The 26,704-nt window shown below is 65.8% G+C and carries 25 protein-coding genes and 2 riboswitches; of the genes, 12 read left to right on the top strand and 13 right to left on the bottom strand.

Annotation, left to right across the window (positions count from 1 at the left end; genetic code table 11):
* Positions 1-87: 87 nt before the first annotated feature.
* Complete coding sequence (gene cobA / locus QSJ19_RS23475) at positions 88-1,266, bottom strand: uroporphyrinogen-III C-methyltransferase (RefSeq protein ID WP_286323431.1); 1,179 nt, start codon at positions 1,264-1,266, stop codon at positions 88-90.
* A 29-nt stretch (positions 1,267-1,295) separates the two neighbouring features.
* A riboswitch (cobalamin riboswitch) is annotated at positions 1,296-1,418 on the bottom strand.
* Between the two features lie 126 nt (positions 1,419-1,544).
* Between cobA and QSJ19_RS23470 the strand changes: the two genes are divergently transcribed.
* Entirely contained in the window at positions 1,545-2,120 is a 576-nt protein-coding gene (locus QSJ19_RS23470; RefSeq protein WP_286323430.1) for a cob(I)yrinic acid a,c-diamide adenosyltransferase, read from the top strand.
* A gap of 25 nt (positions 2,121-2,145) precedes the next feature.
* Here the strand turns inward: QSJ19_RS23470 and QSJ19_RS23465 are convergent, their stop codons facing one another.
* Genes QSJ19_RS23465 through QSJ19_RS23445 form a run of 5 tightly spaced genes read right to left on the bottom strand, consistent with a single transcriptional unit; the run spans position 2,146 to position 6,135 of the window.
* Complete coding sequence (locus tag QSJ19_RS23465) at positions 2,146-3,066, bottom strand: energy-coupling factor ABC transporter ATP-binding protein (protein ID WP_286323429.1); 921 nt, start codon at positions 3,064-3,066, stop codon at positions 2,146-2,148.
* Complete coding sequence (cbiQ, locus tag QSJ19_RS23460; RefSeq protein ID WP_286323428.1) at positions 3,063-3,815, bottom strand: cobalt ECF transporter T component CbiQ; 753 nt, start codon at positions 3,813-3,815, stop codon at positions 3,063-3,065. The genes QSJ19_RS23465 and cbiQ overlap by 4 nt, the downstream gene beginning before the upstream one ends.
* An 18-nt stretch (positions 3,816-3,833) precedes the next feature.
* The gene (locus QSJ19_RS23455) at positions 3,834-4,187 is read right to left on the bottom strand and encodes an energy-coupling factor ABC transporter substrate-binding protein (RefSeq protein ID WP_286323427.1); all 354 of its coding nucleotides are present in this window, start codon (positions 4,185-4,187) and stop codon (positions 3,834-3,836) included.
* A complete protein-coding gene (locus tag QSJ19_RS23450; protein ID WP_286323425.1) occupies positions 4,174-4,887 on the bottom strand; it encodes an energy-coupling factor ABC transporter permease in 714 nt (237 codons plus the stop codon). The genes QSJ19_RS23455 and QSJ19_RS23450 overlap by 14 nt, the downstream gene beginning before the upstream one ends.
* A gap of 60 nt (positions 4,888-4,947) precedes the next feature.
* Positions 4,948-6,135: an acetyl-CoA C-acetyltransferase gene (locus QSJ19_RS23445; RefSeq protein ID WP_286323443.1), complete on the bottom strand. Its 1,188-nt coding sequence runs from the start codon at positions 6,133-6,135 to the stop codon at positions 4,948-4,950.
* Between the two features lie 170 nt (positions 6,136-6,305).
* On the opposite strand from QSJ19_RS23445, the gene QSJ19_RS23440 reads away from it, so the two are divergent.
* The 5 genes from QSJ19_RS23440 to bluB are packed head-to-tail and all read left to right on the top strand — an operon-like array spanning position 6,306 to position 10,867.
* Complete coding sequence (locus QSJ19_RS23440; RefSeq protein ID WP_286323424.1) at positions 6,306-7,211, top strand: ferredoxin-like domain-containing protein; 906 nt, start codon at positions 6,306-6,308, stop codon at positions 7,209-7,211.
* A 20-nt stretch (positions 7,212-7,231) separates the two neighbouring features.
* Positions 7,232-7,885 (top strand): precorrin-8X methylmutase, encoded by a 654-nt coding sequence (locus QSJ19_RS23435; RefSeq protein WP_286323442.1) that lies wholly within the window; start codon positions 7,232-7,234, stop codon positions 7,883-7,885.
* Positions 7,882-9,408, top strand: coding sequence for a precorrin-2 C(20)-methyltransferase (locus QSJ19_RS23430; protein WP_286323423.1), 1,527 nt, complete (start codon positions 7,882-7,884; stop codon positions 9,406-9,408). Before QSJ19_RS23435 ends, QSJ19_RS23430 begins: the two co-directional genes overlap by 4 nt.
* A complete protein-coding gene (gene cobM / locus QSJ19_RS23425; RefSeq protein WP_286323422.1) occupies positions 9,405-10,187 on the top strand; it encodes a precorrin-4 C(11)-methyltransferase in 783 nt (260 codons plus the stop codon). The genes QSJ19_RS23430 and cobM overlap by 4 nt, the downstream gene beginning before the upstream one ends.
* Complete coding sequence (gene bluB, locus QSJ19_RS23420) at positions 10,184-10,867, top strand: 5,6-dimethylbenzimidazole synthase (RefSeq protein ID WP_286323421.1); 684 nt, start codon at positions 10,184-10,186, stop codon at positions 10,865-10,867. Before cobM ends, bluB begins: the two co-directional genes overlap by 4 nt.
* A gap of 5 nt (positions 10,868-10,872) precedes the next feature.
* Here the strand turns inward: bluB and cbiE are convergent, their stop codons facing one another.
* On the bottom strand, positions 10,873-12,093 hold the full coding sequence (gene cbiE, locus QSJ19_RS23415) for a precorrin-6y C5,15-methyltransferase (decarboxylating) subunit CbiE (protein WP_286323420.1): 1,221 nt from the start codon (positions 12,091-12,093) through the stop codon (positions 10,873-10,875).
* 10 nt (positions 12,094-12,103) lie between these two features.
* Positions 12,104-12,286, top strand: a riboswitch (cobalamin riboswitch).
* 25 nt (positions 12,287-12,311) lie between these two features.
* Here cbiE and QSJ19_RS23410 point away from each other — a divergent pair.
* From QSJ19_RS23410 to cbiB, 6 genes are all read left to right on the top strand, one after another.
* Complete coding sequence (locus QSJ19_RS23410) at positions 12,312-14,378, top strand: VWA domain-containing protein (RefSeq protein ID WP_286323419.1); 2,067 nt, start codon at positions 12,312-12,314, stop codon at positions 14,376-14,378.
* On the top strand, positions 14,378-14,992 hold the full coding sequence (gene cobO / locus QSJ19_RS23405; protein ID WP_286323418.1) for a cob(I)yrinic acid a,c-diamide adenosyltransferase: 615 nt from the start codon (positions 14,378-14,380) through the stop codon (positions 14,990-14,992). Before QSJ19_RS23410 ends, cobO begins: the two co-directional genes overlap by 1 nt.
* Positions 14,986-17,409 (top strand): bifunctional hydrogenobyrinic acid a,c-diamide synthase/histidinol phosphate aminotransferase CobBC, encoded by a 2,424-nt coding sequence (gene cobBC, locus QSJ19_RS23400; protein WP_286323417.1) that lies wholly within the window; start codon positions 14,986-14,988, stop codon positions 17,407-17,409. The genes cobO and cobBC overlap by 7 nt, the downstream gene beginning before the upstream one ends.
* Positions 17,410-17,418: 9 nt before the next feature.
* Positions 17,419-18,480: a nicotinate-nucleotide--dimethylbenzimidazole phosphoribosyltransferase gene (gene cobT / locus QSJ19_RS23395; RefSeq protein ID WP_286323416.1), complete on the top strand. Its 1,062-nt coding sequence runs from the start codon at positions 17,419-17,421 to the stop codon at positions 18,478-18,480.
* The gene (locus tag QSJ19_RS23390) at positions 18,477-19,262 is read left to right on the top strand and encodes an adenosylcobinamide-GDP ribazoletransferase (protein ID WP_286323415.1); all 786 of its coding nucleotides are present in this window, start codon (positions 18,477-18,479) and stop codon (positions 19,260-19,262) included. Before cobT ends, QSJ19_RS23390 begins: the two co-directional genes overlap by 4 nt.
* Positions 19,263-19,333: 71 nt before the next feature.
* Positions 19,334-20,293 (top strand): adenosylcobinamide-phosphate synthase CbiB, encoded by a 960-nt coding sequence (gene cbiB, locus QSJ19_RS23385; protein ID WP_286323414.1) that lies wholly within the window; start codon positions 19,334-19,336, stop codon positions 20,291-20,293.
* On the opposite strand, the gene QSJ19_RS23380 is transcribed toward cbiB, so the two are convergent.
* From QSJ19_RS23380 to pdxH, 6 genes are all read right to left on the bottom strand, one after another.
* Positions 20,286-21,029, bottom strand: a complete 744-nt coding sequence (locus QSJ19_RS23380) for a cobalt-precorrin-6A reductase (RefSeq protein ID WP_286323413.1) — start codon at positions 21,027-21,029, stop codon at positions 20,286-20,288. The two genes, cbiB and QSJ19_RS23380, sit on opposite strands and share 8 nt — an antisense overlap.
* A complete protein-coding gene (locus QSJ19_RS23375) occupies positions 21,029-22,504 on the bottom strand; it encodes a cobyric acid synthase (RefSeq protein ID WP_286323412.1) in 1,476 nt (491 codons plus the stop codon). The genes QSJ19_RS23380 and QSJ19_RS23375 overlap by 1 nt, the downstream gene beginning before the upstream one ends.
* Positions 22,504-23,274: a precorrin-6A synthase (deacetylating) gene (gene cobF / locus QSJ19_RS23370; protein WP_286323411.1), complete on the bottom strand. Its 771-nt coding sequence runs from the start codon at positions 23,272-23,274 to the stop codon at positions 22,504-22,506. The genes QSJ19_RS23375 and cobF overlap by 1 nt, the downstream gene beginning before the upstream one ends.
* Positions 23,275-23,589: 315 nt before the next feature.
* Positions 23,590-24,342: a FadR/GntR family transcriptional regulator gene (locus QSJ19_RS23365; RefSeq protein ID WP_286323410.1), complete on the bottom strand. Its 753-nt coding sequence runs from the start codon at positions 24,340-24,342 to the stop codon at positions 23,590-23,592.
* 241 nt (positions 24,343-24,583) lie between these two features.
* A complete protein-coding gene (locus QSJ19_RS23360) occupies positions 24,584-25,858 on the bottom strand; it encodes an MFS transporter (RefSeq protein ID WP_286323409.1) in 1,275 nt (424 codons plus the stop codon).
* A gap of 77 nt (positions 25,859-25,935) precedes the next feature.
* Positions 25,936-26,631: a pyridoxamine 5'-phosphate oxidase gene (gene pdxH / locus QSJ19_RS23355; RefSeq protein WP_502876336.1), complete on the bottom strand. Its 696-nt coding sequence runs from the start codon at positions 26,629-26,631 to the stop codon at positions 25,936-25,938.
* Between the last annotated feature and the right edge of the window lie 73 nt (positions 26,632-26,704).

The raw sequence follows: 26,704 nt of genomic DNA, 5'->3' as shown, positions 1-26,704 counted from the left end.
TCTACCATAGGGCCTGTCAGTGATCAGCGCAACAAATCACTGTGGGTCCAGCTCAGGTCACGTCACGGCCTGACGAGAAGGCGCAGATCAGACGTCGAGCCCTCGGTGGCCGACCACCGAACCACCATCGGAGTACGTCGAGGCCAGTTGCTGCTCGGAGAGGCGGGAGACGGCCCCGACCACCGTGATCGCCGGCGGTTTCATCCCATGGTCGGCCACCTCCGCCGCGATACCGCGCAGATCCGAGCGCACAACGCGTTGGGTACGCAAGGTGCCGTCCGCGATGCACGCTGCAGGCGTATCCGGCGCCATGCCGTGACCGATCAGCGCCGTCGTGATGGCGTCCAGGTTGGTCACGGCCATCAGGAACACCAGCGTGGTGCCGGCAGCAGCCAGGGCCCGGTAGTCGACAGTCGATGAACGATGATCCGGGGGAACGTGCCCTGACACGACCGTCACGCCTTGGGTGAGGCCGCGATGTGTTACCGGAATGCCCGCGGCGGCCGGCACCGCAAGTGCCGAAGAGACGCCCGGGATCACCGACACGGGAATTCCTGCTGCTTCGCAGGCCAGAAGTTCCTCACCTCCGCGGCCGAACAGGAAACTGTCTCCGCCTTTGAACCGCACCACAATCCGCCCTTGTGACGCGCGCTCGATCAGGATTCGGTTGATGTCCTCCTGCGCCGCGGCACGGCCGAAGGGGATCTTGCCGACGTCGATGATCTCCACGTGTCCCGGCAGGTCGGCGAGTACGGACAACGGCGCCAATCGGTCGGTGACGATCACGTCGGCGGACCGCAGAGCTTCTGATCCCGCGACGGTCAGTAGCCCCGGATCGCCTGGGCCACCACCGACCAGGACGACGCGACCGGCTCCACCAGCGCGCCGCGACGGTCCGTTGTCCCGCAGACACCACAGCCGACGATTCGAGCATGCGTCCGCTATGGCCCGGTCCACCAACTCGTTTCCCGTCGCGGCAACCGCCAACCAGATTTCGTCCAGATCCGCCGCTCTGAAATCCCTATCACACCAACCGATCAGGTCTCGAGCAGCAAGATCGGCGAGTGCCGGTGTCACCGAGGTGCCGACCACCGTGACCACCGCACCGGCGTTCAGGAGTGCGGATGCGTGCCGTAGCGCCGGACCACCCGACCCGAACACCGCGACGCGACGTCCCGCCACCGGCAACGCCGCCCGGTACGTCGCACCTACGTCGGCCGTGCGCGCGGTCACCACCCCGACGGCCCCTGAATCCGAACGATCCATCATTGTCCTCCACGGAGTTCGCTGTGACGGCAGAATGACGGATCGAGGTCGGTCTTCGGACTTCCTGGACGGTCACCGCAGCGAATCTTGTGTCGGAATCTCGCCGACTTCCCGTTCGGCCCTGTCGGGGCACCTCGATCACGGTTGCCGTTCACCCTATCCGATGGACATGCATCGGCGCGACAACTTCACCGCACCGAGACCCGACGTCGCCAAGAATATCGTCGATTTTCGTCCGGAACCTTTTCTGGGCCAACTATTTACGTAGTATGGAACACATGGTCAACCTCACTCGAATCTATACCCGCACCGGAGATGGGGGGTCGACCAAACTGGGCGACCTCAGCACGACGTCCAAACTCGACTCACGGCTGGAGGCCTACGCCACGGTCGACGAAGCGAACGCACACATCGGCCTCGCATTGTCGACCGAACTCATCGGAGGCAAGGCACAAGAGGTTCTGCTACACGTCCAGAACGACCTGTTCGACGTCGGCGCGGACATCAGCACCCCGGTCGTACCGAACCCGAAGTATCCCCCGCTCCGAATCGAGCAGATCTATATAGACCGTCTCGAGCAGTGGTGCGATGAGTTCAACGAGTCGCTGGAACCGTTGCGCTCCTTTATCTTGAATGGTGGTACACCGTCCGCATCGCACCTGCATGTCGCACGGACTGTGGTGCGACGTGCAGAGCGCGCAGCATGGCATGCGCACGCCGAGTTCGCCGAGACGATGAACACGTTGACGATCGCCTATCTGAACCGACTGTCGGATCTACTGTTCATCCTTGCTCGCTACTGCAACCGGAGCCACGGTGACGTGCTGTGGGTACCTGGTGGTGAGCGCGAGTAGCCCGACCTCGAGCAGAGGGGTGGTGTCATCGCTGCCGGCACCGCCCGTCGATCGACTCGAAACCGCTGTCCGTCAGACTCATACGCCGAGATCGGGCTTGCCGGTGTATCGGAATGGAATCGGCCACTAGTTCGACCATCTCGTCGATGTCGCGGGGCAGGTCGCGTGCCGGGAGCGATATGTCTCGTCGGCGGAGTCGCTCAACGAGTTCGACTGTCCATGGCGCGACCAGGCGTGATTCCTCGAGCAGTTCGTGGTCGCCGAGAATCTCGCGAGGGTCACCTTGCCGTACCGAGCCCGCACGCACGACTGCCACGGAGGTCGCCCAGGCCAGCGCCAATGCCGTGTCATGCGTAGACAGCACGACTGTGGTGTCGTTGTCCTCGAGCTCTCTCAGCGCACCGAAGAGTTCGCGTACACCAACCGGATCGAGTCCTGCCGTCGGCTCGTCGAGCAAGAGTACACAGGGGTGCATCGCCATGGCTCCGGCGATCGTGACCCTTTTGCGTTCCCCGTACGACAGCTCGTGCGTCGGCCGATCCGCCAGGCCGGTGATCGACAACAGTGCCAGTGCTTCGGATACACGCGCAGCGACTTGGACATTGGTCAAACCGAGATTCGCCGGACCGTAGGCAATGTCATGTGCGACGTCTGCCGAGAACAATTGATCATCCGGATCCTGCAGTACCAGCTGAACCGTTTGTCGGTGACGTCGCAGACCACCACGGCTGTGGCGCAGAACATTCCCGTCGACTTCCACTGTGCCACCCGTCGGCTGGAGTGAGCCGGCCAGAATACGCAGTAGTGTCGTCTTCCCCGAACCGTTCGCCCCCAGGATCGCGACCCGGGAACCGGGCGCGATGTCGACCGACACGTCCCTGAGAGGGCATGCACCCGAGGGATACGCGAAGCCGACCGATCGTGCGGCCAGCCGCTGATGGCTCATGTGAAGGACTCCCAACTCATCGTGGCGACCTGCACAGCAAGCAGGACACCGATGCTGATCACGACGAAGCGCCAGCCGATCCGGGTGTGTTCGAGCACCGGTGTCGAGATGCCGAAATCCCGTCCTGACAGACCTATCTCGAGTCGATGGGCTCGATTCCACGACCTGGTCAGCACCGCGGCGGTGAGCAAACCCGCCGACTGCAGACCCCGCCGCAACGTGGTATAGCCCTGCCGCGAGACCTGGGCCTGCCTTATCGTCGAAACAGACTCCAGCAGAACGAAGATCAATCGGTACATCACGACGATGACATCTACGCAGGGAGCGGGGAGCCCGATTCGACGAAGCGATGTCATGACGGTGGTCATCGGTGTCGAAGAGGCGAACGCGAGCATGGCCAACGACGCCGCTGCGGCTCGAGCACCCACCGCAATAGCGTGCAGCACCGCAGATCCGGTCAATGTCAGGCGAAACGGATCGAATCCGACCGATACCATAGTCGAGGCCGACGCCAGCACGATAAAGACGGCTGGGGCACGCGCACATCTCGCAAGATGCGCCATCGGCACGCCCGCACGGCGTGCTGCGACGAGGCAGACCGCCACCAGGAGCGGCACTGTCGGCCATGGGGGCAGGGCCAGGGCCAGCGTCACGACCCCACCGAAGAGCACCACCTTCTCCATGACGGATCGATGGCGCCAGCGACTTCGCCAGGCGACCGAGTCGATCGTCGCCGCACCCAGGCTCATCTGCACACTCGCACGACATCAACCATCGGTCGCACCCGACACCGGATCATTTCGTGGCAGAGCAGCTTCCGACTTCTTCCTGTTTCGTTGCCAGAGGGCGCCGATCGCAAAACCGAACACACCACCGCCGATCGCGGCTTGCAGGGCGAACAGCCCGGATTCGATCTCGCCGGACCCCGGAGTGAACACCGATGTGAACCAGGGCGTGTACTCGGGATGATTCGCTTCGATGTGCTCGGTTGCCGCGGTGTCGGTTCCGACGAAGCTCGAGTCTTCGGACGCTCCACGGTTGAGCCACATGGAGATTCCGAAGATCGCGACGATGGCGGCGAGAAGTGTGATGGTAATCAGCGTTGACTTACGGGACGACATCGGCTTCCTCCTCCTCGAAGTCCCCGGCGCGGCGTCGGCGGCGATCCAAGACCCCGAGTTTGATCAGTTCGACGCTCGCGACCCGGCGCAGCACGCGGAAGACCAGTACGCCCAACAACCCCTCGATGACGGCCAGTGGTATCTGGGTGACGGCGAAGACGGAAAGAAACTTGGCGACAGCGCCGATAACACCACTCGTCGGGTCCGGAAAAGCCAGCCCCAGCTGGATCGAGGTGGTGCAATAGGTGGACAGATCAGCGAAGAACATGGCGAAGAATATGCCCACCGATGCCGGCGCGTTCAGCGCCCTGGTCACTCGCCACGCCGCGTAACCGACCCAGGGACCCACGATCGCCATCGAAAAGGCATTGGCGCCGAGCGTCGTGATACCTCCGTGAGCCAGCAGTAGCGCCTGGAAGAGCAGCACGACGGTGCCGAGAAACGCCATCACCGGGGGCCGGAACAACACCGCGCCCAGCCCGGTCCCTGTCGGGTGGCTCGAACTCCCGGTGACCGACGGCAGCTTGATCGCCGACAACACGAAAGTGAACGCCCCGGCCGCACCCAGAAGCAGGCGGCTCTCTGGATGTTCGCGGATCTGGCGGACCACCGCGTAGCCGCCGTGCACCACGAACGGCGCCGCGACCGCCGTCCAGGCCGCCGCCTGCATCGGCGGCAGGAATCCCTCTGCTATGTGCATCGTCGCACTCCGTCTCTCTCTGTCGTCGAACAGGTTGCGGCTGCCGAAGTCGCGTCGTGATCAGCGTTGTGAGCTGCGCAGGATCAGCGCATCCCCCTGCCCGCCCGCCCCGCACAGAGCCGCCACCGCGTATCGCCCGCCGCTCCTCCGCAGTTCCAGAGCAGCGTGCAGAGTGATACGGGCGCCGGACATGCCCAGCGGATGGCCGATTGCGATTGCACCGCCGTGGACGTTGACGCGACTTTCGTCAACACCGAGTTGCGCCGTGGACGCCAAGGACACGGCAGCGAACGCCTCATTGATCTCGATGACCTCGAGCGCATCGACCGTGATCCCTTCGCGGCCGAGTGCACGCACGATCGCGTTGGCTGGTTGCGCCTGCAGACTCGAATCCGGTCCGGCGACCACCCCATGCGGACCGATCTCGCAAAGATAGTCGATACCGAGTTCGTCAGCCTTGCGGCGACTCATGACCACGACCGCGGCGGCTCCGTCGGACAGTTGTGACGCCGATCCCGCAGTGATCGTGCCATCCGGACGGAATGCCGCGCTGAGACGCCCGAGGGTCTCAACCGACGTATCCGCGCGGATGCCCTCGTCCGCGGCGAACTCGAACGCGTCGCCCTTTCGCTGCGGGATCGACACCGGCACCACTTCATCGGCGAAGATGCCGTCCTTCCATGCAGCCGCCGCACGTTGATGCGATTGCGCGGCGTACTCGTCCTGCTGTGCACGGGTGAAGCCCGACTCGTCGTTACGGCGATCGGTCAGCTCACCCATCGGCTGCTCGGTGAACACGTCGTAAAGCCCGTCGTACTCGGTGTGATCGAGCATGGTGACTGCACCGTACTTCGCGCCCCGGCGGCTGTCGGTCAGCAGACGTGGCCCACGAGACATCGATTCCTGACCTCCCGCCACGACAACTTCGAATTCGCCGGCGCGGATCATCTGATCCGCAAGCGCGATGGCGTCGATCCCCGACAGACACATCTTGTTGATGCCCAGCGTCGGCACGTCCCAGCCGATGCCGGCTCCAATCGCCGCTTGTCGCGCGGGCATCTGCCCGGCCCCCGCGGTGAGCACCTGACCCATGACGACGTAGTCGACGAGTGCCGGATCGATCGTCGACTTCTCGAGCGCACCTCGAATGGCGATCGATCCCAGCTCCGATGCCGAGAACCCGTCAAGAGCTCCCAGGAATCGTCCCACCGGGGTGCGAGCCCCGGACACGATCACGGATGTCATGATTCCCCTGTCTTCATTGCCGATGTGGTCCTACCATAGGATGATGTGTGTGACAGCCGCAACATACCGCGCACCCCGCAGACCAGAGCACAACTCAGCGCACGCTCAGCCGGTGATCGGCCACCGGACGTTCCCGGTAGCGATGCACCGGTCGACACGAAGGATGAACTTCCATGACGACGCCCGCCCCTGCAGCCGTCCGTAGCCGCGGCGACCTCTGCCCAGGGGTCTTCCGACCATGGCCAACCGACGACGGACTGCTCGTCCGCCTCCGCCTCATCGGCGGACGCATCTCACGTACGTCGCTGCTCAGTGTGATCGAGGTCAGCGAACGCTACGCCGACGGGCGGGTGTACCTCACCTCGCGCGCAAACCTCCAGTTACGCGGCCTTCCCGGCAGCTCCGGCGCACTACCCGCCGAAGTAGTCGAGGCAATCCGCTCCACCGGATTGCTGCCGACCCGGGCCGCTGAGCTGGCCCGGAACGTGGTGATGTCGCCGCAGACCGGACTCAGTGGAGGACGAATCGACCTGCAGCCCATCGCCAGGCGACTGGACCGGGAACTGTGCAGTGATCCCGTGTTCGCCCAGCTACCGGGACGCTTCCTGTTCACATTGGACGACGGCCGCGGGGACCTGATCGATCGGATGACCGCGCGGGGCCGACTGGGCACGGACCTGGGTGCGGTGGCCGTCGACCACGACGAACTGCAGCTACGTGTCGGAGACCACTGGGGAAAGATCGTCGACTCCGATACGGCGGCAACATCTCTGGCCGAGTTCGCGCGAGCATTCCTGGCAGCCCGCGGCCATGGCCCGACCGCACCGTGGCACATCAGAGAACTCGGAACGGACCTGCTGCCGGCGCATCCTGCGGACGCACGTCTTCCCACACCTATCGACCCACTGCCCTACGGTGCGGTCTCGGGCGGGCATCACCTGCTGGTACCCGGTGGAGCACTCGACGCCGGCCTCGCTCACGCCGCAGCCCGAATCGACACAAACACACCCACGAGCACGTTGATCGTGACCCCATGGCGCGGCCTACTCGTGCCGACGACGAGTCAGGAGACCCGGTGAACAGCCCCACCACGCGCCTCATGCGACCACCGAAACAGTACGTGTACATCGATCGCGGGGCCGACATCTATACCGACTCGTTCGCGACCATTCGTCGGGAAGCGGACCTCACACGGATCCCCACCGAGGCCGAAAAGCTCGCTGTCCGAATGATTCATGGGACCGGGCAAACGGATCTGGCGCGTGACCTCGCAATCCACCCCGGTCTGGTGCGGTCGGCACGAGCCGCCCTCGACGCCGGTGCCCCGATCCTGTGCGACGCGTACATGGTGTCCACCGGGGTGACCGCAAGCCGGCTGCCCGCAGCCAATGACGTGCACTGTTTTCTCCGTGACTCGCAAGTACCCGACCTGGCCCGACAGTGGAACACGACCCGCGCTGCGGCAGCGGTCTCACTCTGGGAGCCACTGCTCGACGGGGCAGTCGTGGCCATCGGGAATGCGCCCACAGCGCTGTTCCATCTGCTCGAGATGCTCATCGACGGCGCTCCACGACCCGCTGCCATCGTCGGCTGTCCTGTCGGGTTCATCGGTGCCGCCGAATCGAAGGACGCATTGACGACGTTCGCCGACGACCACGGCATCGATGTCCCGTTCGTGACTGTCCGAGGCCGTCGCGGCGGCTCCGCGATGACATCTTCGGCCATCAACGCGCTTGCCTCGGAGGACGAATGACGACAGGAAGCCGACCCGGCAGGCTCTACGGCGTCGGTCTCGGCCCCGGAGATCCGGAGCTGATCACCCGCAAGGCGGCGCGGGTGATCAAGGACGCCGATGTCATCGCCTATCACGCGGGGGTCAACAAGCGGTCCTACGCGCGCGGCATCGCCGCCGATCTGATCGCCGACGGCGTCACCGAAGAGGAACTACGTTATCCGGTCACGACCGGTGGCACCGATCATCCCGGAGGATACTCACGCGCTCTCGCGGATTTCTATGAAGAATCCGCGGCGCGTCTGGCAAGTCACCTCGACGCTGGCCGGACCGTTGCGCTCCTCGCAGAAGGGGATCCTCTCTTCTACGGGTCATACATGTACATGCACGACCGGCTCGGCGAGCGGTACCTCACCGAGGTGATCCCCGGTGTTCCGGCATTCGCTGCCGCTACGGCAACCATCACGTCTCCGCTCGTTCGTCAGACCGATATCCTCACCGTGCTGCCCGGGACGCTGCCGGAGGCCGAGCTCGCTCGTCGGCTCGCCGACACCGACGGCGCCGTCATCATGAAGCTGGGACGCACCTTTCCGGCTGTGCGGCGGGCACTGGCCGCGGCCGGACGGCTCGCGCACGCCATGTACGTAGAACGTGCGGGTCACCCACAAGCGCGCTGGATGCCGGTGGCCGAGGTCGACGAATCGAGTGTCCCGTACTTGTCGCTCATCGTCGTGAACGGCGATTCGCTCAATGGCCGCAGGACGCGGTCCCACGCGGCGCCGGCCGACAAGCCGGCGGTATCGCCCGTCAAGCCTGAGGAACTCGCCGTGGTCGGGCTCGGTCCGGGACCCGATAGATGGCTGACACCCGAGGTCAGCGCGATCCTCGCGGAGGTCGACCATGTCGTCGGCTACGCGCCATACATCGCGCGGGTCCCGCAGCGCGAAGGCCTTCGACGTCATGCCACGGGAAACACTGTGGAGATCGACCGCGCACGATTCGCGTTGGATCTCGCGCGCCGGGGTGAACGCGTTGCCGTTGTCTCGGGTGGAGATGCCGGAGTGTTCGGCATGGCCGCCGCGGTGTTCGAGGCGGCAGATGATCCCGCATACAACGCCGTTCGCATCACAGTGCACCCCGGCGTCTCGGCGGTGCAGGCTGTCGCCGCCGCCGCCGGCGCACCGATCGGTGCAGATTTCGCGGTGATCAGTCTGTCCGACCGACTCAAGCCGTGGTCGGTGATCGATACCCGGTTGCGTGCCGTGGCAGAAGCCGATCTCGTACTGGCCCTGTACAACCCCGCATCTCGCAGCCGACCGGATCAGATCGCCGACGCCCGCAAAGTACTCCTGGAGCATCGGTCGCCCGACACTGTGGTGGTGGTCGGCCGTGACGTCGGCCGGGCCGAGCAATCCGTGACTGTCACCAGCCTGGCCGAACTCGACACCGACTCGATCGACATGAAGTGCCTGGTGATTGTCGGAGCCTCGGGCACTCGAACCACAACATCGGGACAAGTGTGGTCACCGAGGTGGGTTCGATGAGCCGGCATCCCATACGTTTCGTGGGCGCGGGGCCCGGGGCCGCAGATCTACTCACGGTTCGTGCGACACGACTACTCGAACAGGCCGATCTGGTGCTGTACCCCGGTACCTACCTCGAGCCCGCGGTACTCGAGCACTGCGCCAAGACAGCATGCCTGATCGACACACAGGATCTGAACCTCGACGACATCGTCGGTCACCTCGTGACAGCCAATCATGCTGCGCTCAAAGTGGTTCGGCTCGTGTCCGGGGACCCGTCGGTTTACAGCGCCATCTCCGAACAGACCCGTCGGCTCGATGATGCCGGAGTCGATTGGGAGGTGACGCCCGGCGTGCCGGCATATGCCGCCGCAGCGGCACGGGTGGGCCGGGAACTCACCATACCGCTGGTCACTCAGTCTGTGGTCCTCACGCGGACGCAGCAACGGTCTACCGCGATGCCGGCGACCGAATCCCTCACCGCCTTCGCGGCGACGAAGGCCACGCTGGTCTTACACCTGTCCATCACCCGGATCCGGGAATTGATGATCGAGCTCTACCCTGCGTACGGATTGGATTGTCCCGTGGTGGTGGTCTATCGAGCATCCCAACCCGACGAGCGGATTCTACGCGGAACGATTTCGGATATCGCCGCGAAGGTCGAGGCCGCCCGACTCCGTCAGGCGGCGGTGATACTGGTCGGGTCCGCACTTGCCGACCGTGATGCGATGGCCGGTGAGAGCTATCTCTACGACAGAGATCGAGATCGATCGACGAAGGTCACAGGAGGCCGACGATGAGAGCCATCGCCCCCCCGGGAAGCGCAAGCGCCGAATCACGGAGAGCAGCAGCTCTTTACGAGATCATCAATCTTCGACGGGACACGCGTAGAGAATTCACCGGCGCATCGATCGACGACAATGCACTCGAACGGGTGCTCGCCGCTGCGCACGCGGCACCGTCGGTCGGCATGTCCCAACCGTGGGACTTCGTTCTCGTTCGGAATCCGGATACCCTACAGGCCTTCCGCGATCATGTCGCCGGTGAGCGCGACGTGTACGCAGCCAGACTCACCGGAGAACGTGCCCGCACCTTCGCAAGCATCAAGATCGAGGGAATCTGCGAGTCCCGCTTGGGAATCGTCGTCGGGTACGATGCCACCCGCGGAGGTCCGGATGTACTCGGGCGTCACGCAGTCGACGATGCAGGCCTGTATTCGACCGTGTGCGCGGTACAGAATCTGTGGCTCGCCGCCACGGCTGAACAGTTGGGCGTCGGGTGGGTTTCGTTCTACCGTGAGGAGTTCCTCCGAAATCTGGTGGGAATGCCGGCCCACATCCGCCCGATCGCCTGGTTGTGCGTGGGTCGCGTCGACTCACTGCCCGAGGTGCCCGATCTGGAACGATTCGGGTGGCGGCATCGGTCGCCACTGGAGCACGTCGTCCACCATGAACGCTGGACGCGGCCGGAACCGTGGTGATCGATTTACCGCGCTTGCCCCGGGCGGGTCCAAGACCACTGCACAATCGTCCGGGCAGGTGACCATCCGGTGAAAGCCCCTACCGGGGCGGCGCGTTCGACGGACATACGGGCGAGTTCGCCGCCGTGTGCGCGGTAGGCCTCACCGAGCATCATCTCCGTCTCCAGGGTCACGCCGTGGACCACCAGACGACCTCCGGGTAGCAGGGACTCTCGACACGTATCCAAGACACCGGGTCGTGTCGCACCGCCGCCTACAAAGATCGCGTGCGGCCGGGGCAACCCGGACAGGGCGTCGGGAGCCTTGCCGCGAATGACCTGCACGTCCGGGACGCCCAGTCGTCGCGCATTGACGGCGATCCGCTCGACGCGCTCGGGGTCCACTTCGACAGCGATCGTCCGGCAGCTGGAGTGCGCGCGCATCCACTCGATCCCCACCGATCCCGCGCCTGCACCCACATCCCAGAGCAGCTGTCCCGGTAGTGGGCTCAGCCGCGCCAACGCCGAAGCGCGAATGTCGCGGCGGGTGATCTGGCCATCGGTGACGAACAGTTCGTCCGGCAATCCCGATGTCCATCCACCCACCACCGGACCGGAGAGTTCCAGCGCGATAATGTTGAGTGGCCCTGCCGCACCGTCGAATTCATCGGCAGTCGAGTCGACGCGTGACTCACTTGGAGCTCCCAGATCGCCCAGTACAACGAAACGACTACGCCCATAGCCCAATCCGACAAGAAGATCGCGAACCACTCCGGGTGTTCGCTTGTCCGACGACAAGATGAGGAGCCGCCGCCCCGGCGCGAGTTCACGCAGCACCCTCGCCACATCACGGCCCACTACGCTGACCGTCCCGGCCGATTCCGCCGACCACCCCAACCGTGCACGGGCCAACGCAATTGACGAAACCGCGGGCAACACGGTCACCCGCTCCTGGCCGAGAAGCTCGACCAGTGTGGTCCCGATGCCGCTGAGCATGGGGTCACCGGACGCCAGGGCAACCACCTTCCGACCGGAAAACCGTTGCAGCACAGCTGGAAGACCGTCGCGAAGCGGAGCCGGCCAGCTCTCGCGAACCTGCCTGCGCACCGGCGGAATCAGCGCCAGCTGACGATCGGATCCGAGCAGCACGTCCGCGGCCAGGACCGGCGCGCGGGACGACTCGGCGAGACCTGACCAGCCATCGGCACCGATGCCGACGACGACGAGATGAACATCGGAGATCAGCACGGCGCAGATGTTATCCTAGTGGGCGCAAGGTGTCTGCCGGCCTGGGCGCAGCCCGATCCGGGTTCAGCAGACCCAACTGGTAAGCCGGTGTGAATCCGGCACAGGCCCGCTACGGTGTGCCGACGTCCGCTGCGCCAGATCTACGCCCGGACACTCGGCGAGTCCGACTACCGACCTTGCGTTTCCAACACTCCTGTTGGCGACCCGAGCGGAGCCTCATGCTGAATCTGTACCCCTTTGCTGCCGTCGTCGGTGGCGACCCTGACACTGACGACGGGCTCGACGACATGGCGCTCGCCCTCATCCTCAGTGCGATCAACCCCGCAATCGGCGGTGTGCTGATTCGCGGAGAGAAGGGGACGGCGAAGTCCACGTTGGTACGCGCCCTTGCCGGAGTTCTCCCGCCGATCGAGGTGGTTGCGGGCGACCGCTTCTCCTCCGACCCTGCCGACCCGGAAGCGGTGTCTCCGGATGGAGTCAGCGCAGCCCAGAACGGAATCGAGACCCGACCGGTTCGGTTGGTTGAACTGCCGGTCGGCGCCACCGAGGATCGACTCGTGGGATCGATCCACCTCGAACGCGCGCTGAGTCACGGACAGGTCGACTTCGAGCCCGGACTTCTCGCCAAGGCGCATCGCGGCATTCTGTACGTCGACGAGGTGAACCTGCTGCACGATCACCTCGTCGACCTGCTACTCGACGCTGCGGCGATGGGCAGGCTCAGTGTCGAGCGCGACGGGATCTCGGTGACCCATGCGGCTCGCTTCGTGTTGGTGGGCACAATGAACCCCGAGGAAGGCGAGCTGCGGCCGCAACTGCTCGACCGCTTCGGCCTCACCGTCGAGGTGTCGGCTCCCGAGCACCCTGCACGGCGTGTCGAAGTCGTCCGGCGGCGACTCGACTACGACTCCGATCCCGCCGGTTTCCGTGATCGCTACGCGACCGCCGAGACCCGTCTGCGCGACCGGATTCAGGCCGCCAAGCACACTATCACCGAAGTGGAACTCACCGACTCCGTGCTACTCGCCATCGCCGAGGTCTGTTCGGCATTCGGCGTTGACGGGATGCGCGCGGACATCGTGACCGCCCGGACCGCAGCCGCGCACGCCGCATGGCACGGACGCAGCGAGGTCACCAGCGGTGACGTCCGGGTGGCGGCACGTCTCGCACTCCCCCATCGTCGACGCCGAAACCCGTTTGACAGTCCCGGTATCGACGAAACCCAGCTCGACGAACTCCTTGCCCCGGAGACCCCGCACGACGATCCCGAGCCCGACCCCGACCCGGACGGGCCCGGCGGTGGTGCCTCGCCCAGCACAGATGACGACCACGGTGGGCAGAGCCCCGCCGATGCGCCGGCACGGCCGCAGCGGCGTGACCCGGACATCTCGCGTCGCTCCGACGACGCCGCGCCCGAACCATCGGACCCCGACACCGAGTCGGCACGCCCCCGTCAAACCCTGGCACAAGTGAACAGCGGGGCTCCGTTTCGTACCCGTCTGTTGCGCGTCGCCGGAATCGGGGACGGCGACAGCGGACGTCGCAGCCGCGCACGGACAACCACTGGCCGCCGCGTCGGAGCGAGCACTGTCGAGGGAGCCGGGGTCCACCTGCTCGAGACCATGCGGGCGGCCGCGCCGCACCAGCGGGCACGAGGCCGCACCGGGGGGCCCATCCGCCTGCGTGGCGAGGACTTGCGGCGGGCGATCCGCGAGGGGCAGGAGTCCAATCTTGTTCTCTTCGTGGTGGACACCTCCGGATCGATGGCCGTCCGCGAACGTCTGCGCCAGGTGAAGACCGCAGTTCTGTCAATACTGCTGGATGCCTACCGGCGGCGTGACCGCGTGGCCCTTGTCACCTTCCGCGGGTCGGGTGCCGAAGTCGCTCTGCCGGCCACCCGATCAGTGGAGGCCGCCGCGGCCCGCCTGGAATCGCTTCCGGTGGGAGGTCGTACGCCGCTCGCGGAAGGCCTCATCCGGGCTGTGGACGTGGCTCGCGTGGAAAAGCTCCGCGATCCGGCCCGGCGCCACCTACTCGTCATCCTCACCGACGGCCGAGCCACCTCCGGCCGCGATGCCGTACCCCGTTCCCGACACGCGGCCGCCGTCCTGGCCGCCAGCGGCTTGCACGCGGTGGTCGTCGACTGTGAGAGCGGATTCACCCGCCTCGGGTTGGCCCGGCCTCTCGCCGACCACATGCGGGCAGACTACGTGAGCCTCGATCGGATCAGCGCCGATGCCCTCACCGACATCGTGGACGGGGCAACAAAACGAGGAGCAGCCTGATGCCACAGGGAAAGCCGTCCGTCGTCCCCGACGACGGTCTGACGACACGACAGCGCCGCAACCGATCTCTGCTGGTTGTGCACACCGGCGACGGGAAAGGAAAGTCGACGGCGGCCTTCGGTCTCGCCCTGCGCGGGTGGAATCAGGGTTTCTCGATCGGGGTGTTTCAGTTCGTGAAGTCCGCGAAATGGCGGATCGGTGAGCAAAGCGTCCTGGAGCGACTGGGTTCCCTGCACGAGCAGACGGGTGAGGGCGGATCGGTCGAGTGGCACAAGATGGGCGCCGGCTGGTCCTGGAGCCGCAAGGCCGGCTCGGAGCACGACCACGCGGCGGCGGCCGCCGAGGGGTGGCAGGAGATCCGGCAGCGGCTCGCCGAGCAAACCCACGACATGTACATCCTCGACGAGTTCACTTATCCGATCAATTGGGGATGGATCGACGTGGACGACGTAGTCGAGACCCTCACACGGCGACTTGGGCGTCAACACGTCATCATCACCGGACGCCGAGCCCATCCTGATCTCGTGCACGCCGCAGACCTGGTCACCGAGATGACAAAGGTCGCCCACCCGATGGACGCCGGCCAGAAGGGACAGAGAGGCATCGAATGGTAGGTGCACATCTTCCCCGCGTCATGATCGCGGCACCGGCTTCTGGCCATGGAAAGACCACGGTCGCAACCGGTCTCATGGCCGCCCTGGTGCACCGCGGCATCGTCGTGAGTGGCCACAAGGTCGGGCCCGACTACATCGACCCCGGATACCACTCATTGGCTACCGGTCGTCCAGGACGCAACCTCGACCCTTTCATGGTCGGTTCAGCACGTGTGACACCGTTACTCCTGCACGGCGCAGCGGGCGCCGACATGGCGATCGTCGAAGGCGTGATGGGCCTTTTCGACGGGCGCCTCGGCACCGACGGCGAGGCGTCCACCGCGCATGTGGCCGCGTTGACCTCGTCACCGGTTGTACTCGTCGTCGACGTCTCGCACGCATCGCGAACGCACGCCGCGATGATCGCCGGCCTCATGTCCTTCGATCCCCGTGTGCGCATCGCTGGAGTCATCCTCAACAAGGCACGAACCGAACGTCACGCCGACGAGGTTCGCCGGGCTGTGCGCGGGCTCGGCGTTCCAGTGCTCGGGGTACTGCCTCGAGACATCGAGGTGGAGACACCGTCACGCCACCTCGGGCTGGTTCCCGTCGCCGAGCGTGCCGAATCCGCTGCCACCCTGCGGAGTCTTGCCGCACTGATCACCGAACACATCGACCTCGATGCGATCCTGGATATCGCCCGTGCGGCAGATCCGTTGCACTCGGAGGTATGGGAGGCAGCGGACGAGGTGACGCCCCCGGATGTGGCCCACACGGCCGGCGGGCGTCGCCCGCTGGTCGCGCTCGCCGGAGGCCGAGCGTTCACCTTTCGATATACCGAGACCGACGAACTCTTGCGCGCTGCCGGTTGTGACGTAATGCACTTCGACCCGCTCACCGACACCGCACTTCCACCGGCGACCGCCGGCATCTACCTCGGCGGCGGCTTTCCCGAGGTGTACACCGCTCGGCTCGCCGAGAACACCGGCATGCTCGCAGCGTTGTCGCAGGCCATCGATGACGGTGTGCCCACCGTCGCCGAGTGTGCCGGATTCACCTACTTGTGCAAATCGCTCGACGGCGCGGCCGCCGTCGGCGCCGTCGGCGCCGTCGCCGCCATGACGCCCCGGCTGACCCTCGGATATCGAACGGCGACAGCGCCGTCGGCGTCACTGCTGACGGCGGGTGGGGAGCAGGTGACCGGCCATGAGTTCCACCGCACCACAGTCACGCCCACCGCCGGCGACAATCGGCGTAGCGGGGATGCGGCGTGGAATCTCCCAGCGGCAGACGGATTCGCCGGACCGACACTGCACGCGTCGTATCTGCACACCCACTGGGCGGGCCACCCGTGGATGGCCCAACGCTTCGCCGATGCGGTCCACACGTACGACCGACGACGACACGCACCCCGCGATCCACTGCGTCACCACGGTGATTCGGAAACCGGCGACAACCTCATCGACTTCGCGGTGAACGTGTACCCGGAGCCACGTCCGGAGTGGCTGGAGGAAGCGCTCCGGCGTGGGCTGGCAGCTGCCACCGCCTATCCGAACGCTGCCGACGCCCGGACGGCCCTGGGCAACCGCCACTGTCGGCCTGACGCCGATGTCCTGCCGACAGCCGGCGCCGCAGAAGCGTTCACCTTGATTGGCCGGCTCGCCAAGTGGCACCGACCCACCATCATCCACCCACAGTTCACCGAGGCCCACCGTGCGCTGGTCGATGCCGAGCACGAAGTCTGCGTGGTGCAGAGCACGGCAGATGATGATTTCACTCTCCATCCCGAAACCGTGCCCGACGATGCGGATCTGGTCGTGGTCGGCAACCCGACGAACCCGACCGGGATCCTCCATCCCGCAGACGCGATCCTCACGCTGTTGAGGCCTGGGCGCGTCGTGCTCGTCGACGAAGCATTCATGGACGCGATCCCGGGTGAGCCCGAGACGCTTGCGGCATACCGACACACGGGGCTGCTGGTGTGCCGAAGTCTCACCAAGCAATGGTCCATCCCGGGCGTCCGAGCCGGATATCTGGTGGGGGACCCCCATCTGATCGCTCAGGCAGCCCGCATCCAGACCCCATGGTCGGTGTCGACCCCGGCCATTTCGGCGATACTTGCGTGCAGCGACGAGCGCGCCCTCCGCGAAAGCGATCGGCGCGCGCACCGACTGCATCGGTGGCGCACTCACCTGACGACCCACCTGGCAGCGCGCGGCATCCCGTTCGTGGACGGGGGTGCACCGTTCGTCCTTGCTCGCCCGGGTGCCGGCGTGCATGATGCGCTCCGGTCGCGGGGCATCGCCGTCCGTCGCGCAGACACCTTTCCCGGGCTCGATTCGACCTGGATTCGCGTGGCCGCACGCGATTTCTCCACAACAGATCACCTACTGACCGCCTTGGACGAGATCCTCGGCACGAGTCCCACCGACCGATAGGAGACCTCGATGACCGCACACCCACCGCCGACACCGGTGGCACCTCCCGATCCCGAGGTGATTTCCGCCGCCATCCAGCGGCTGCACCGACTCGCCACGCCGCCGGGCGCCCTGGGCCGTCTGGGCGACATCGCGGTCTGGGCATCAGGCACCCAGGGCGCCGTGCCGCCGCCGCCCCTCGACCATGCGCGACTCGTGGTGTTCGCCGGCGACCACGGCGTCGCCGGTCACGATGTGTCGGCGTTCCCGCCCGCGCTCACCGGGCTGATCACGCGCGCCGCACTGTCGGGTGGGCTGGTGGTCAATGCACTCGCCGCCGAGCAGAACGTCTCGGTGCGAGTGCTCGACATCGGTGTCGACGACGACTTCACGGACCTGCCGAATCACACGCGACAAGCGCTGCAGGAGTTCAAGGTCCGGCGCAGCTGCGAGCCGATTCACTTACGTGATGCGATGCCCCCCCACGACCTGGAGGCTGCACTCGCCGCTGGCACCGCCGTTGCACAGGAGGAGATCGACGCCGGGGCACAGCTATTGTTGAGCGGCGACCTGGGTATCGGCAACACCACACCGGCAGCGGCGCTGGTCGCGTCCGGGCTGGGCCTGCCCGCAACCGAGGTCGTCGGCCGGGGCACCGGCATTGATGACGCGATGTTGCGGCACAAGGTGAGCGTGGTGCAGACCGCATTGGACCGGGTCGGTGACGACACCGAGGATCCGAAACGTGCGTTGGCAGGCTTGGGCAGTCCCGACCTCGCAGCAACCACCGGTTACCTGCTCACAGCCGCCCGGCGTCGCGTCCCGGTACTGCTCGACGGTCTCATGTCCGTGGCGTGTGCGCTGACCGCCGATCGCATCGCCCCGGGTGCTGCCCGATGGTTTGCCGCCGGCCACCGGTCCACCGAACCCGCCCAGAGCCTGGCCCTGGAGAAGATGGGACTCACGCCGATATTGGACCTCGACATGCGGGTGGGCGAAGGTTCGGGTGCCGTCGTAGCCGTATCCGTGGTGCGTAGCGCGATCACGGTGCTTCGCGATGTCGCACTGCTCGACGATCTCATGGCCGGGTGACCACCGCTGCGCCGCGCCGCCAGGTCACAGCCGACGGCTGGCGACTGGCGGTGGGGACACTCACCGCACTGCGGGTACGACCGCCCGGGCAGGTCGACGCGGCAGTCGCGCACGTCGCGATGTTGCTCGCACCGATCGCCGCACTGCCCCTGGGCATTGCCGTCGCGTTGTCGGCACTGGCCGGCCACTCGCTCTCGTGGCCGGGTCCGGTGATCGGATCGGTCGCCGTGGGCGTCGTCGCGCTGGGGACCCGGTGCCTGCATCTCGACGGCTTGGCTGACACAACAGACGGCCTGGCGGCATCGCATGATCGAACACGGGCCCTGGAGGTCATGAAGTCGGGCGACATAGGGCCGGCCGGTGTCGTCACGTTGATCGTCGTGATGGGACTGCAAGTCTTCGCGATCTCGGAACTCGTCGACTCGACCGCAGGCGCGGTACTGGCGGGTCTAGTTGTCGCGGCATCTCGCGTCAGCTTGGCGATCTGTTGTCTCCGTTCGATACCGTGCGCCCGGCCGACGGGCCTCGGTGCTGCGTGTGCGGGCACCGTGGGCTACACGCACGCCGCGGTCTCGTTGCTGATGATCAGCGGCGTGCTGATCACCGCCACGCTGCCCTCCGGAATCTCGCCGTGGCGGGCGGTGAGCTCCGTCGCGTTCGCGGTCGTCGTGCTGGCTCTGTTGCTGCGACACGTGATCCGTCGCCTCAGCGGGATCACCGGTGATGTGCTCGGCGCCTCGGTGGAGGTCACCTGCACGATACTACTGCTCACGCTCATCTGAGCTGTTGGGCTCATTGCGAGCCCAAAGATCGGCACCCGCGCCGGGAGAATCAGTCCGAAGGAGCAACAGACATGCGCGACAGGATATCTCGACCAGCAGGCATTCTCCTGGGCTTTCTCTTCGACCGGCTGACCGGTGATCCACAACGGTTTCACCCGGTGTCCGGATTCGGCAGCGTGGCCACATACGTCGAGCGTGCGATGTATCGGGACTCTCGGGCCCGAGGAGTCGGTTTCGAACTGATCATGGTCGGCGGTCCGACTGTCCTGGGTTTCGTCGCCGAGCGATCTGTGCGGCACCCGCTCACCCGAACCGTTCTCATTGCCGGCGTCACGTGGGCCGTGCTCGGCGGGAGATCGCTCGCACACGAAGCCGGTGTAGTCGACAAGCTCCTCGCGTCAGGCGACCTCAGCGGCGCACGAGTTCGCCTGACCCGCCTCGTGGGTCGGGACACGAGACTACTGAGCGAGACAGAAATCGCCCGCGCCGTGATCGAATCGGTTGCCGAGAACACCTCCGATGCAGTCGTCGCGCCCCTGTTCTGGGGAGCGGTGGCCGGCGTTCCGGGACTGGTCATGCTGAGAGCCGCGAACACACTCGATGCCATGGTTGGTCACCGGAGCCCACGTCTCGAGAGGTTCGGCTGGGCAGCAGCACGTTTCGATGATCTACTCGGATTGCCCGCAGCCCGGGTGACGGCGGTCGTGGCATCTGCCATAGGCCCCGACACACGAGGCGCACTCCGTTGCTGGCGACGCGATGCACAAAGGCATCCGAGCCCCAATGCCGGCGTTGTCGAAGCTGCGTTCGCAGGCGCACTCGGTCTACGCCTGGGCGGAGTGAACCGCTACCCCGGCCGAGCACCGGAGACCCGAGCCGTCATGGGTGACGGACGATCGGCCACTCGTGATGACATCGGCCGTACAGTGATGCTGGCACAAAGAGTAGGGGTCAGTACGGCGGCGGCCGTCGCGATCGCCGCGGCCCGGATGGGAGACCGCCGACGGGGTATCGCCCCATTGCTCAGGTGAGCGTCTGCAACCACCCCATCACGCTCTCCACCGAATGTACGGTCTGCAGATCCGGCGGGCTCGCCGGGCGCCGAATCACGACGACAGGAATACCGAGTTCGTCGGCGGCTTGCATCTTGGGCCACGTGTACTCACCCCCGGAGTCCTTGGTGACCAACACATCAGCGCGATGAGCGCACAAGAGCGCGGTCTCGGCGGCAAGCTGGTAGGGGCCGCGATCGGCGATCACCTGCCACCGATCCGGTAGGTCGAGGCTTCGCTCGTCGACGACCCGTGCGACAACGTCGTGTTCCCTCAGCACCGGCACGAACTCGGACAGTCGCTGCCGTCCCACCGTCAGAACCTGACGGGTGCCCAACTCACCGGCACGAGCGGCAGCCTCGTCATGATCATCGACCCAGTGCCAGAGGGGCCCTGACCGCGCGCCCCAGCCGGGCCGCTCCAACCGCAACAGCGGACGTCGCGATTCTCCGGTGAGACAGGCCAGCGCCGCATTGCGCGTGATCCCCGCTGCAAACGGGTGCGTCGCATCGACGACCACGTCGTAGTCGACTGCCGCGTTGCGCAATCCATCCACTCCACCGAATCCACCGATTCGAACCGCCCCGGCCGGCAGACGAGGATTGGGTACTCGTCCTGCCAATGAGCTGGTGACATCGTGGCCGGTGTCGATCAATTGCCTCGCGAGTTGCCGTGCCTCGGCCGTACCGCCGAGCAACAGGATCCGAGCCGCCATCACGGCGCACCGGGAGGCAGAACGGGCACATCGAGGGGGTGTTTCCGGAGAGCAAGGTCCAACAGGGCGTCAACATCGACGAACTTCTCGACAAGATCTCCTAGCACGTCGATGCGTCTCTCTCGCGCGGCCGGAAAAGATGCCGCCGAGGCCTCGAGCGACAGTGACTCCCGCAGGAATGCCCGGCGCAGCCGATCACCTTCCAGCGAGCCGTGCCACATCGTGCCGAAGACCATCTCGGCCCGAGCCCCACCCAGGAAGTCCTCGGCTCCTGGACCACGGATGACCCTTCCGTGGTGGATCTCATAACCGGCCGCCGGCTCGTCCTGCCAGGTACCGCTCGGCAGCCGCAGAATCTTCTCATCGGCGAACTCGGTCGTCACATCGAGCAAGCCGAGGCCCTCCACCGTCGTCGGCGGACCCTCGACACCTCCGACATCCCGAATCTCACGGCCAAGCATCTGAAAGCCGCCGCAGATACCCAGCACCGGCTTCCCGGCTGCAACGTGCGTGTTGAGGGCCCGATCGAGCCCGCGCCCACGCAACCACGCCAGGTCTGCGATCGTCGACCGTGTGCCGGGTAGTACGACCAGGTCCGCATCGGCCAGCGACCGGGGATCCGACACGAAGACCACATCGAGGTCGGGCTCCATCCCGAGCGCGTCCACGTCGGTGAAGTTGCTGATCCGCGGGAGCCGGACGACCGCCACTCGTCGGGCACTGCCCGAGAAGGTTCGCCGTCCCGGTAGGTCCAACGCATCCTCGGAATCAATCCAAACATCGGGATGCCATGGCACCGTGCCGAATACCCGACGGCCTGTGAGACGTTCGAGATCCCGCAGCCCCGGGGCCAAGAGGTCGGGGTCGCCACGGAACTTGTTGACGACAAACCCTGCCACGAGCGTCTGGTCTTCCGGCGACAACAGGGCAACGCTTCCGAGGAAGGCGGCAAACACACCCCCACGATCGATATCACCAACCACTACGGTTGGTAGCCCGGCGTGGCGTGCCAACCCCATGTTCACGTAATCGCCTGATCGCAGATTGATCTCGGCGGGACTGCCGGCCCCCTCGGCGACGACCACATCGAACCTGGACGCGAGATCATCGAAAGCGTCATGGGCGGCGCGACCGATCGCCCGGCGGCCCTCCAACCAGTCCGACGACTCCACCGAACCCCAGGGCCGTCCCATCAGGATGACATGACTGCGGCGATCGCTCCCGGGCTTGAGCAACACGGGGTTCATCGCGGCCTCAGGGGTCGCGCGCGCCGCAGATGCCTGCACCCACTGCGCGCGACCAATCTCCACCCCATCGCCATCCGGGCCAATGCACACCATCGAGTTGTTGGACATGTTCTGCGCCTTGTACGGCGCGACCCGCACGTCGCGGCGAACCAGCGCGCGACACAAACCCGTTGTCACCGCGCTCTTTCCGGCGTCACTGGCGGTTCCGGCGATGAGCAGTCCGGCCATCAGGGCTTCCTCACTCGAAATACATCCATCACCCAGCCAGCGTCCTCTCTCGCTGCACGGCGAGCCTCGACGACGGCGGGCATGACGTCCGCGAGTCGTCCGGAGACCAGGCGTTCACCCGTCGCCCCGAGGTTGGCTCCCCACCAGATGGTCCAATCGTCGATCCCGGTCAGATCCAGTTGCTCCGGCGGCGGGTTCAGCATGGACACGATGTTCTCCTGCCCGGCCGCCACCGCTTGTCGGAGACGACGACCGGTGGTCAAGTGAATCGGCTCACCCACGTCGTGTAACACCATGGCATGACGTGCCGCGAGAACCTGCGGTGCGCTGATTCCCGGGAGCACCTCGACCTCGAGGTCCGTACCGAGATCTCGGACATACTCCACGATTCGGATCGTCGAGTCGTACAGCGACGGGTCACCCCAGACGAGGAATCCCGCGGTACCGCCCCGGTCCGCGAGCACCTGTCCGTATTCGACTGCCCGTGCGCGATGCCAATCGTTCACCGCCGCTTGGTAACGCTGCGTCGTCAGGTTCTCCGACCGGTCCCTCTTCGGGTCGGGTACGGCGACGATCTGCACTGCCGTGTCGCCTGCGTACTCGTCTAGGATCGCCTGTCGCGCGGCCAGTAATTCGTCGGTGTCACCGTCCTGTGTTTTTTCAGCGGCGACAACGTAGTCGATAGATCTCAGCGCAGCCGCCACTTCCGAGGTGACATGTGCGGGGCCCATGCCGACTCCCAGGATCTTGACTCTGACCGCGGCAGTCATGACGCACCGCCGGCGCACCCACAGGTGGCGTCTTCAGACCGATGCACTGTGGCTGCACCGCAGCGTTTGGCCCGCATGGGCAATCGGATCATGGCGGGGTACCTCCGGAGATACGAACAACCTCGACGACCGCCCCGTGACAAGTGTCTGGCTACGTGATCCCCCGGGCGATCGCCCGCGAATCATCACAGTGTGAAGTCCGCCCGGATTGACGACCGAGTTATTCACCACGAGACCTACCAAGACTCTAGTGCAGGATTGTTTCTGTTGACCAGACCGATCAGGCGCTTTGCCGTGCGTCCGGACGGTGGGGTCTCAACCCGCCCGCTCGAAATCCGCGACGCCGCTGGCGGCGCACAGGTCCCTGACATGCGCCGACACGAGCTCGGAGACTGCCTCTACATCGCCATCCGCGATGGCATCCACAATCGCACCATATGTGAATCCCAGCGGCGGTTGCGGATTCGAGATCGGACTCAGGGTGAATGCTGAGCGGGCGGCGTCTTGCATCGCACCGCTCAACACTGCGAGAAGCCTATTGCCGGAGATCTGCGCAACGCTCTTCATGAACGCTGCGGTGACCGTTCCGGCCTCGATGCCCCGAGCCCTGTGCGCGGCCACCACGAGTTCGCGCAGGCCGTCGAGATCAGCCGGGGTAGCTTTCACGACAGCCTTGCGTGCCGCCTTACTCACCACGAGTCCGTAAACCTCGGCGAGCTCATCGAGACGAAATGACGCGAGTTGAAGGTGTATCCGGAGCACCATGGCGAGTCCGGCGCCACTGTCCGAGACGATCCTCGAGCCGGATCCGGGCCCGGATCCCGTTCCTGCCTCGACGACTCCGAGCGCTTCGAGGATGCGCAGGGCCTGCCGTACGGTGCCGCGGCTCACGTTGAGCGCATCAGCGAGTTGCCGCTCGGCCGGGAGACGATCACCGGATCGGAGATCGCCCGCGGCAAGACGACGCTCGACCTCAGCGAGCACAAGGTCGTGAGTGCGCACACGGGCCAATGGCTGCCACTGCGCGGCAACGGAATCGGATGGGTGGATGGAAACGACACCAGTCATTGCGTCCTCCTTCAGGGATTCAGCGTCCCCAGGATACGGATGGGCTACGGACCGTCAGGTCTGACTTCGCCCCCGCCAGGAGCGTCACAGTAGCGCGACTGCACCGGATTTCCACCGATTTCATCGGGCCCGTACGGATAGCTTAGCGGCATTCGAACTGTGGTACAACCACAGGATCTGGCTCTGGCGGAAGACGGCGGTCGGCTTACTCGATGACAGTGACGATGTTCGCCGTCCCAGGTCAGGCCAGGCGGTCCACACGGTACCGCACGAACGCCGGGATCGCCAGCGCGGCAACGATGGTCAGGACGATGACCCCGATCCCGCCGCCAGCGGTGGCGACGGCGGTGCCCACCATGGCCGCAGCGGCACCGTGGGCGACGTCGGCGATCCGCGGGCCACCGGCCACGACGACGACGAACACCCCCTGCAGTCGTCCGCGGACCTCGTCGGTCGCCGCCGCCTGCAGCATCGTCTGCCGGAACGCTGCCGAGGCCATATCGGCGGCGCCACCGACCATCAGCGCGACGACCACGACCGGCAGGACGGGCAAGGCCGTGCCGTGAGCGAAGAACAACACCGCTCCGGCGACGACGATCGCCACTCCCCAGATCAGGATGCAGACGATCACCGCCAGACCCTGCCGTCGGACGCGGCCTACCCAACCGGAGAAGACCCCGCCGATGACCGATCCGAGGGGGATGGCCGCGAACAGCAGCGCGAAAGCGATTCCGCCACTCTCGGGTCCGCCGAAGCTCTCGTGCGCCATCTGCGGGAACAGTGCGCGCGGCATGCCGAAGATCATCGCGATGAGATCGACCAGAAAGCTGGCCATCAGGACACGGTGACTGCGCAGATACACGAACCCGTCCACCACGGAACGCAACCCGGCGACCGGCCGAGGTTCCCCCTCGGCGCGTTGCGGCCTGAGTACCGGGAGTCGGATCACCGCCCACAACGTCGCGAACAGACAGATGGTGTCGACCAGGTACAGCGTCGAGTAGCCGAGGAACGGGATCAGCGCACCACCGGCCAGCGGTCCCGCGATCGCACCGGCCTGCATGACCGTCATGTTGAGCGAGTTCGCGGCCGGCAGTTCGGCGAGCGGGAGCAGTCGCGGCAGCACCGCCGTCCGGGTCGGCTGGTTGACCGCGAAGAAGGCTTGTTGAACGGCGAACACACACAACAGAATCCAGACATTCCCGACATCGAACGCGGCTTGCAGCCAGAGCAGGGCGCTGCACCCGATCAGCCCGAAGGTCGTGATGATCAGGATCAGTCGACGATCGAAGACGTCGGCCAGGGCACCACCCCACAGACCGAATACGATCAGCGGCACCAGTCCGAAGATCCCGGTCAGGCCGACATAGGCCGAGCTGTCGGTGATCTCGTAGATCTGCGCCGGAACGGCGACGACGGTGAGCTGGGCGCCGACGACGGTGATGATGTTCGCCGTCCAGAGGCGACGGAAGTAGGCGTTTCGCAGCGGTGTGGTGTCGGCGAGCAGTCGTTGCACCAGAAGAGTCTACGAGTGGAGCGGGTCCGGCCCGCGGCTCCCCAGTACTGGCGCCACGCCCGGCGCCGCGAACGGGATCAGGGCTGGAGTCGCTCGACTTGCCAGCCGTCGTCGTTCTTGGTGAGCCGCACGCGATTGTGCAGTCGGTTGGCCCGGCCCTGCCAGAACTCCACCGTTGCCGGCACCAACCGGTACCCGCCCCAGTCCGACGGCACCGGGATCTCCGCGCCGTCGGCGAATCCGCCGAAGTCGTCGGCGACCGACGCCGCTCTCGCCTCGAGCTCGATCCGGCTCGCGATGGGCCTCGACTGATCCGAGGCGAAGGCCGACAGCTGCGATCCGCGAGGACGCATGTACCAGTAGGCCTCGGTCTCCTCCATGCTGACGTGGGTCACCGAGCCACGGAAATGGACCTGCCGTTCGAGCGCGATCCACGGAAAGGTGATCGACGCCCACGGGTTGGCAGCCAGTTCGAGACCTTTGTCGGAGTCGAACCCGGTGAAGAACACGATCCCCGCCGCGTCGGCGCCTTTGCACAGAACGGTGCGCGTCGAGGGTCTCCCCTGCGCGTCGGCGGTGCCCAGCACCATCGCGTTGGGTTCCGGGATCCGGGCGTCGATCGCCTCTCGCAGCCACACCGTGAACAGGTCGACCCAGGGCGGGTCGCCCCGGATCCAACTCGGATCGAGATTCTCCCGGATGCCGTCGGCGCCGGCCGCGCGATCACCCTCACCGATGTTCGGCGGGATGCCCCCGCCATATCCGACCCGCATGTTCGGCAGGTCAATCGGTTCCTCGGCCACGTCCGTGAGGCTACCCCTGACACGAGGAGTTACTCCCCGGTAT

The organism is Gordonia sp. ABSL11-1, assembly GCF_030315685.1.
Classification (GTDB): Bacteria; Actinomycetota; Actinomycetes; order Mycobacteriales; family Mycobacteriaceae; genus Gordonia.
The sequence above is the reverse complement of the archived record's forward strand: the minus strand, read 5'-3'. Positions and strand labels throughout refer to the sequence as shown.